Genomic DNA, 6049 nt, shown 5'->3' with positions numbered 1-6049 from the left:
GGGTCGGTGACCACGACGTCGGGGTCGGGGCCGAGCCGGCTGATCTCGCGCTCGGCGCGGCCGCGGACGAACTGGACCTGCGGCAGGTCGGCGAGCGCGGAGGCGCCGTCGGCGACCGCGGACGCGGCGGACTCGACGACCAGCACGGTCCCCGACTCCCCCACCTGGTCGGCGAGGACCGAGCCGAGCAGCCCGACGCCGCCGTAGAGGTCCCAGGCGACGCCACCGGTGGGGGCGTCGGCCCAGTCGCGCACGACGGACGCGAGGGTGTCCGGCAGCGCCGGGTGGACCTGCCAGAACGTGCCGGCCGACAGCTCCCAGGTGCGGTCCGCGGCGTGCACGGTCGCGCCGGAGCCGACCCGGGCGGCGCCGTCGCCGACGACGGTGACGTCGAGCTCGGAGTCGGGCCGGAAGCGGCGCTCCAGCACCGGCGGCAGCGCGCCGGCCGGGACGAGCGGGCAGTCGCCGATCTCGCACACGTCGTGGCTGCGGTGGGCGCGCAGGCCGGGGACGCCGTCGTCGTCGACGGCCAGCCGCACCCGGGTGCGCCAGCCGAGCGGACCGCCGGGGAGCTCCTCGACCTCGACGGCGGCGAGGTCGGCGGTGGCGACGACCGCGGCGCCGGCGCCGAGGCGCTCCAGCTGCTCGCGCAGGACCGTCGTCTTCAGGGCGCGCTGGGTGGCGTGGTCGGTGTGCTGGAAGTCGCAGCCGCCGCAGCCCCCGGGACCGGCCCACGGGCAGGCGGGCTCGACCCGGTCCGGGGACGCCTCCAGCACGGCGACGGCGTCGGCGCGGCAGAACGCCCCGCCCGGGTCGTCGGTGACCACTGCACGGACCAGCTCACCGGGCAGTGCGTGCCGGACGAACACGACCCGGCCACCGTCCCCGTCGCGGGCCACGCAGTGGCCGCCGTGCGCGACGGGGCCGACCCGCAGCTCCAGCATGCGGTCGGTCCAGTCGGTCGCCGTGTCGGCGTTCACCGGTTCTCCTTCTTCGTCACCCGGGGTGCGGACGGGGTGCCGCCACCCGTCCCGACGCCCGCGCCGTCGCGGCGTTCGCCGGGCAGCTGCTCCATGCCCGGGTAGCCGCGCCGGGAAGCTCCCGGCGCCTGCAGCGGCGACAGCGCCCGTGTGCGCGACGACGACGGCAGCTGCCACGGCACGCTGGTCACCATCACCCCCGGCTGGAACAGCAGCCGCGTCTTGAGCCGCAGCGCGCTCTGGTTGTGCAGCACCTGCTCCCACCAGTGTCCGACGACGTACTCCGGGATGTAGACGGTGACGACGTTGCGCGGGGAGTCGGTGCGGATGCGCTTGACGTAGTCCAGCACGGGCCGGGTGATCTCCCGGTAGGGCGACTCGACGACCTTCAGCGGGACCGGCAGGTTCCGCTTGTGCCACTGCTCGACGAGCTTCTTGGTCTCGGAGTCGTCGACGTTGACGGTGACCGCCTCGAGGATGTCCGGGCGGGTCGCGCGGGCGTAGGCCAGCGCCCGCAGGGTCGGCTTGTGCAGCGTCGAGACCAGGACGACGGCGTGGTTGCGCGAGGGCAGGACGTCGTCGGACTCGTCGGCGACCAGCGCGGCGGCGACCCGGTCGTAGTGGAGCTGGATCATCCGCATCAGCACGAAGAACCCGCCCATCGCGACGATCGCGATCCAGGCGCCGAGGGCGAACTTCGTGACGAGCACCGTGACCAGTACGACGCCGGTCATGCAGGCACCGAACCCGTTGATCGACTGGGCGCGGCGCATCCGGCGGCGTTCGGACGCCGAGGGGTCCAGCGCGAGCTCCCGGTTCCAGTGCCGGACCATCCCGGCCTGGGACAGCGTGAACGACACGAACACGCCGACGGTGTAGAGCGGGATGAGCCGGGTGACCTCGGCCTGGAACCCGACGACCAGCAGGATCGCGAACAGCGCGAGCGCGACGATGCCGTTGGAGAACGCGAGCCGGTCGCCGCGGGTGTGCAGCTGACGGGGCAGGTAGCGGTCCTGGGACAGGATCGAGCCCAGCACCGGGAAGCCGTTGAACGCGGTGTTCGCGGCGAGGACCAGGATCAGTGCCGTCATGACGATGACGAAGAAGTAGCCCGGCGGGAAGTTGTCGAACACGGCGTCGGCGAGCTGGGCGATCATGGTGTGCTGCTCGTAGCCGGGCGGCGCGTCGGGGAACTGGCGCGCCGGGTCCTCGGCGATCTGGACGTGGGTGAGCTGGGCCAGGGCGATCAGCCCCATGAACAGCGACACCGACATCACGCCGAGCAGCAGCAGCGTGGTGGCCGCGTTCCTCGACTTCGGCTTGCGGAAGGCGGGCACGCCGTTGGAGATCGCCTCGACACCGGTCAGCGCGGCGGCGCCCTGGGTGAAGCTGCGCAGCACGAGCAGCACGAGCGCCAGGCCGGTGAACGCGTCGCCCTCGGCGACCAGGCGCAGGTCGGCACTCTCCGCCCGCACGGAGTCGCCGAGGATCAGCACCCGGGTCAGGCCCCAGATGATCATCGTCGCGACGCCGATGACGAAGGCGTAGACCGGGATCGCGAAGGCCGCGCCGGACTCGCGGATGCCGCGCAGGTTGATCGCGGTGAGCACGACGATCGCCGAGACCGCGAACAGCACCTTGTGCTCGGCGACGAACGGCACCAGCGCACCGATGTTGGCCGCGGCCGCGGAGATCGAGACGGCGACGGTGAGGGTGTAGTCGACGAGCAGGGCGCTGGCGACGGTCAGTCCGGCGTTCTTGCCGAGGTTCACCGTCGCGACCTCGTAGTCGCCCCCGCCGGAGGGATAGGCGCGGACGTTCTGCCGGTAGCTGGCCACGACCGTCAGCAGGACGACGACGACGGCGAGACCGATCCACGGCGACATCGCGTACGAGGCGACACCGGCGACCGACAGGGTCAGGAAGATCTCCTCGGGGGCGTAGGCGACCGACGACATGGCGTCGGAGGCGAACACGGGGAGGGCGATCCGCTTCGGGAGCAGGGTGCTGGTCAGGCGGTCGCTGCGCTGCGGTCGTCCGACCACGAGCCGCTTGAGAGCGACGGCGAGCTTGGACACGGGGCGCAGCCTATGCCCCCGCTCCGGTGCGCTTCGCGATAGCGTTCACTCCGCGTCGTCGGCGTCCGCGTCGCCGTCCGTGCAGAAGGAACGAATCGTACATCCCGGGCCCCCCACCCGGCGGAAGGACCCCTGACGCCATGCACGTCGTGATCATGGGATGTGGCCGCGTCGGCGCGTCCCTGGCCTCGGGCCTGGAGCGGCTCGGCCACGAGGTCGCGGTGATCGACCGCGACCCGCAGGCCTTCCGCAGGCTCGGCCCGGACTTCCGCGGGCGCCAGGTCGTCGGTTTCGGCTTCCACCGCAGCGTCCTCGACGAGGCCGGGCTGGAGTCCGCCGACGCGTTCGCCGCCGTCTCCTCCGGGGACAACTCCAACATCATCGCCGCCCGGGTGGCGCGCGAGAGCTACGGCGTCGGCAAGGTCGTCGCCCGGATCTACGACGCCAAGCGCGCCGCGGTGTACGAGCGTCTGGGCATCCCGACGGTCGCGACCGTCCCGTGGACGACCGACCGGCTGCTGCGCATGCTCCTGCCCGACGGCGTCGCCACCGCCTGGCGCGAGCCGACCGGCACCGTGGCCGTCCTGCCGCTGCCGCTGCACGAGGACTGGGTGGGGCGCCCGATCCGGGACCTGGAGCGGGCGACGAACTCGCGGGTCGCGTTCATCGTGCGGTTCGGCACCGGGGTGCTGCCGACCAAGGACACCACCGTGCAGCACGAGGACACCGTCTACGTGGCGGCGGTCTCGGGCACGGTCAGCGACGTGACGGCGGCCGCCGCGGCGCCGCCCGAGGAGGACTGATGCGGGTCGCGATCGCGGGGGCGGGCGCCGTCGGGCGGTCCATCGCGCTGGAGCTGGTCGAGTCCGACCACCGGGTCATGCTGATCGAGCGCGAGCTGACCCACATCGACCCGAACGCCGTCCCCGAGGCCGAGTGGGTGCACGCCGACGCCTGCGAGCTGTCCTCGCTGGAGGACGCCGGCATCGAGGGCTGCGACGTCGTGATCGCCGCGACCGGCGACGACAAGGTCAATCTGGTGGTCTCGCTGCTGGCGAAGACCGAGTTCGGGGTCCGCCGGGTGGTGGCACGGGTGAACGACCCGCGCAACGAGTGGCTGTTCGGGGAGAACTGGGGCGTCGACGTCGCGGTGTCGACGCCGCGGCTGCTGGCGGCGCTGGTCGAGGAGGCCGTCGCCGTGGGTGACCTGGTGCGGTTGCTGACGCTGCGCCAGGGGCAGGCGAACCTCGTCGAGGTGACGCTGCCCGAGGACACCCCGCTGGCCGGGCGGCCGGTGCGGGTGCTGGAGCTGCCGACGGACTCGGCGCTGGTGACGATCCTGCGCGGCGGCCGGGTGATCGTGCCCCAGCCCGACGACGCCCTGGAGGGCGGCGACGAGCTGCTGTTCGTGGCGACGACGGCGGTCGAGGAGGACATCCGCGCCGCCCTCATGTGACCCTGCCCGGCACCGGCGCGCGGGCGTCGCGCGCCGGTGCGGGTCAGGCGGACGCGGTGCGGGCGCGCTCGGCGCGCCGCACGATGAGGATCGTGGCCAGGATCGCGACCCCGGTGAGCGGGTAGCCCATCGCGAGCCGCGCGACGCCCAGCCAGGTCTCGGAGTCGGCCAGGTACAGCCCGCCCTGCACGACGACCTTCGCGAGGAAGGTCGTCGCCCACACCGCGGTGGCCCAGCCGTAGGCGCGGACCAGGTGGGGGTCCCGGCGCCACTCGGTGCCGTGTCCGTTGATGCTGTGCCAGATCACCCCGGCCAGCGGCCAGCGGACGATGATCGAGACCAGTGCGACGATCCCGAGGGCGCCGCTGTAGAGCAGACCGGGCAGGTAGAAGCCGCGGGCCTCGCCGGTCCGGCTCGCGACGAGCGCGCACACCCCGACGCCGAGCAGGCCGGAGATCGCCGGCATCACCGGGTCGCGCCGGACGAGGCGCCAGAGCAGCACCAGCGCCCCGGCGCCGATCGCGGCGTACAGCGCGGTCCGCAGGTCGCCGAGGATGTTGGCGACGACGAACACCACGACCGGGATCGTCGAGGCGACGATCCCGGTGACCCCGCCCATCTGCTCGAGCAGGGTGGGGGTCGGAGCCTCGCCGCCCGCGTCCGTCGCCGGTGGCGCCGCGGGGCCGGTCCGGTCCGGGCCGGGCCCGGCGGCGTGTTCCGGTGCCGTCACCGGCCTGCCGAGTGGCGCGGTCCGGTCCTGCGGGTCCACGTCGGGGACACGCGGGATCCGGGTGGTCGGGGCGTCGTGGTGGTGGTCGTTCAAGCCGGTCCGATCCGTCGGCTCAGGAGCAGACCGCGAGGGTCCCGCGGGTCACTGCGCCTGGCAGATCTCGTAGTACGGGTTGTAGAGCACCTTGCGACCGTCGCGGACCGAGATCCGGCCACGGACCCGCATGGTGCGCCCGGCCTCGATACCGGGGATGCTGCGCCGGCCCATCCAGACCAGGGTGACACCGTCGGTGCCGTCGAACAGCTCGGCCTTCAGCGTGGCGTCGGCGCTCTGCGGACAGAGGTCGACGCTGCGGATCCGGCCGAGCATCGTGACCTCCTCGCCGCAGGCGCAGTCGCGAGCCGGGCGTGCCCCGGTCTCCTCGACGTCCTCGGCGAGATCGCGCGCGTCGAGCTCGTCGACGTCGCTGGTGAGTTTGCGGAGCATCCGGCGGAACGCTCCGCCATCCGTGCTGCCCATGTCTCTCCTCGGCCCGCATCCGGTACCGGCCCGGGGTCACCGGACCCTCCGGTGACCCGCACTCGCGTGGCGACCCGACAGGGTGTCGTGGTGGCCCCGAGAGCCTAACGCGCGGACGCTCCGGTTTGTGCCCGTGGCGGCCCTGACCTCCCGGTCACCGCCCCGCCGACCGGTTCCCGGGCCGCGCCCGGTGGTCGGCGGGCAGGCGCGGGCCGGGCGTACCGGACACCCGCGCCCACCGCGCTGCCGCTCAGTCCCGGCGGTGCCGTCCGAGGTCGCGGGGACC

General features: G+C 73.5%; 6 protein-coding genes. 2 read left to right on the top strand and 4 right to left on the bottom strand.

The genetic code is table 11. From position 1 onward, the window contains the following. Together GTW08_RS22130 and GTW08_RS22125 are read right to left on the bottom strand one after the other, a co-directional pair. Positions 1–944, bottom strand: a 944-nt coding sequence (locus GTW08_RS22130) for a class I SAM-dependent RNA methyltransferase (RefSeq protein WP_237454065.1), incomplete at its 3' end; no start/stop codon positions are given. Positions 945–976: 32 nt separating this feature from the next. After that, a complete protein-coding gene (locus GTW08_RS22125) occupies positions 977–3058 on the bottom strand; it encodes an APC family permease (RefSeq protein ID WP_073576988.1) in 2082 nt (693 codons plus the stop codon). 140 nt (positions 3059–3198) lie between these two features. Here GTW08_RS22125 and GTW08_RS22120 point away from each other — a divergent pair, with 140 nt between their 5' ends. Together GTW08_RS22120 and GTW08_RS22115 are read left to right on the top strand one after the other, a co-directional pair. Next, the gene (locus GTW08_RS22120; RefSeq protein WP_073576989.1) at positions 3199–3861 is read left to right on the top strand and encodes a potassium channel family protein; all 663 of its coding nucleotides are present in this window, start codon (positions 3199–3201) and stop codon (positions 3859–3861) included. Further along, on the top strand, positions 3861–4514 hold the full coding sequence (locus GTW08_RS22115) for a potassium channel family protein (RefSeq protein WP_073576990.1): 654 nt from the start codon (positions 3861–3863) through the stop codon (positions 4512–4514). Before GTW08_RS22120 ends, GTW08_RS22115 begins: the two co-directional genes overlap by 1 nt. Positions 4515–4557: 43 nt before the next feature. Here the strand turns inward: GTW08_RS22115 and GTW08_RS22110 are convergent, their stop codons facing one another. After that, positions 4558–5337: a DUF3159 domain-containing protein gene (locus GTW08_RS22110; RefSeq protein WP_073576991.1), complete on the bottom strand. Its 780-nt coding sequence runs from the start codon at positions 5335–5337 to the stop codon at positions 4558–4560. A 48-nt stretch (positions 5338–5385) separates the two neighbouring features. Next, positions 5386–5763: an OB-fold nucleic acid binding domain-containing protein gene (locus GTW08_RS22105; RefSeq protein WP_020622832.1), complete on the bottom strand. Its 378-nt coding sequence runs from the start codon at positions 5761–5763 to the stop codon at positions 5386–5388. Positions 5764–6049: the final 286 nt, after the last annotated feature.

This window comes from Pseudonocardia sp. SID8383 (assembly GCF_009864975.1).
Classification (GTDB): domain Bacteria; phylum Actinomycetota; class Actinomycetes; order Mycobacteriales; family Pseudonocardiaceae; genus Pseudonocardia; species Pseudonocardia alni.
This window is presented reverse-complemented; position numbering and strand designations above follow the sequence as displayed.

Excerpts from the sequence above, each read along its gene's own strand:
- GTW08_RS22120 (WP_073576989.1), top strand. The coding sequence starts at position 3,199 with ATGCACGTCGTGATCATGGGATGTGGCCGCGTCGGCGCGTCCCTGGCC.
- GTW08_RS22115 (WP_073576990.1), top strand. The coding sequence starts at position 3,861 with ATGCGGGTCGCGATCGCGGGGGCGGGCGCCGTCGGGCGGTCCATCGCG.
- GTW08_RS22105 (WP_020622832.1), bottom strand. The coding sequence starts at position 5,763 with ATGGGCAGCACGGATGGCGGAGCGTTCCGCCGGATGCTCCGCAAACTC.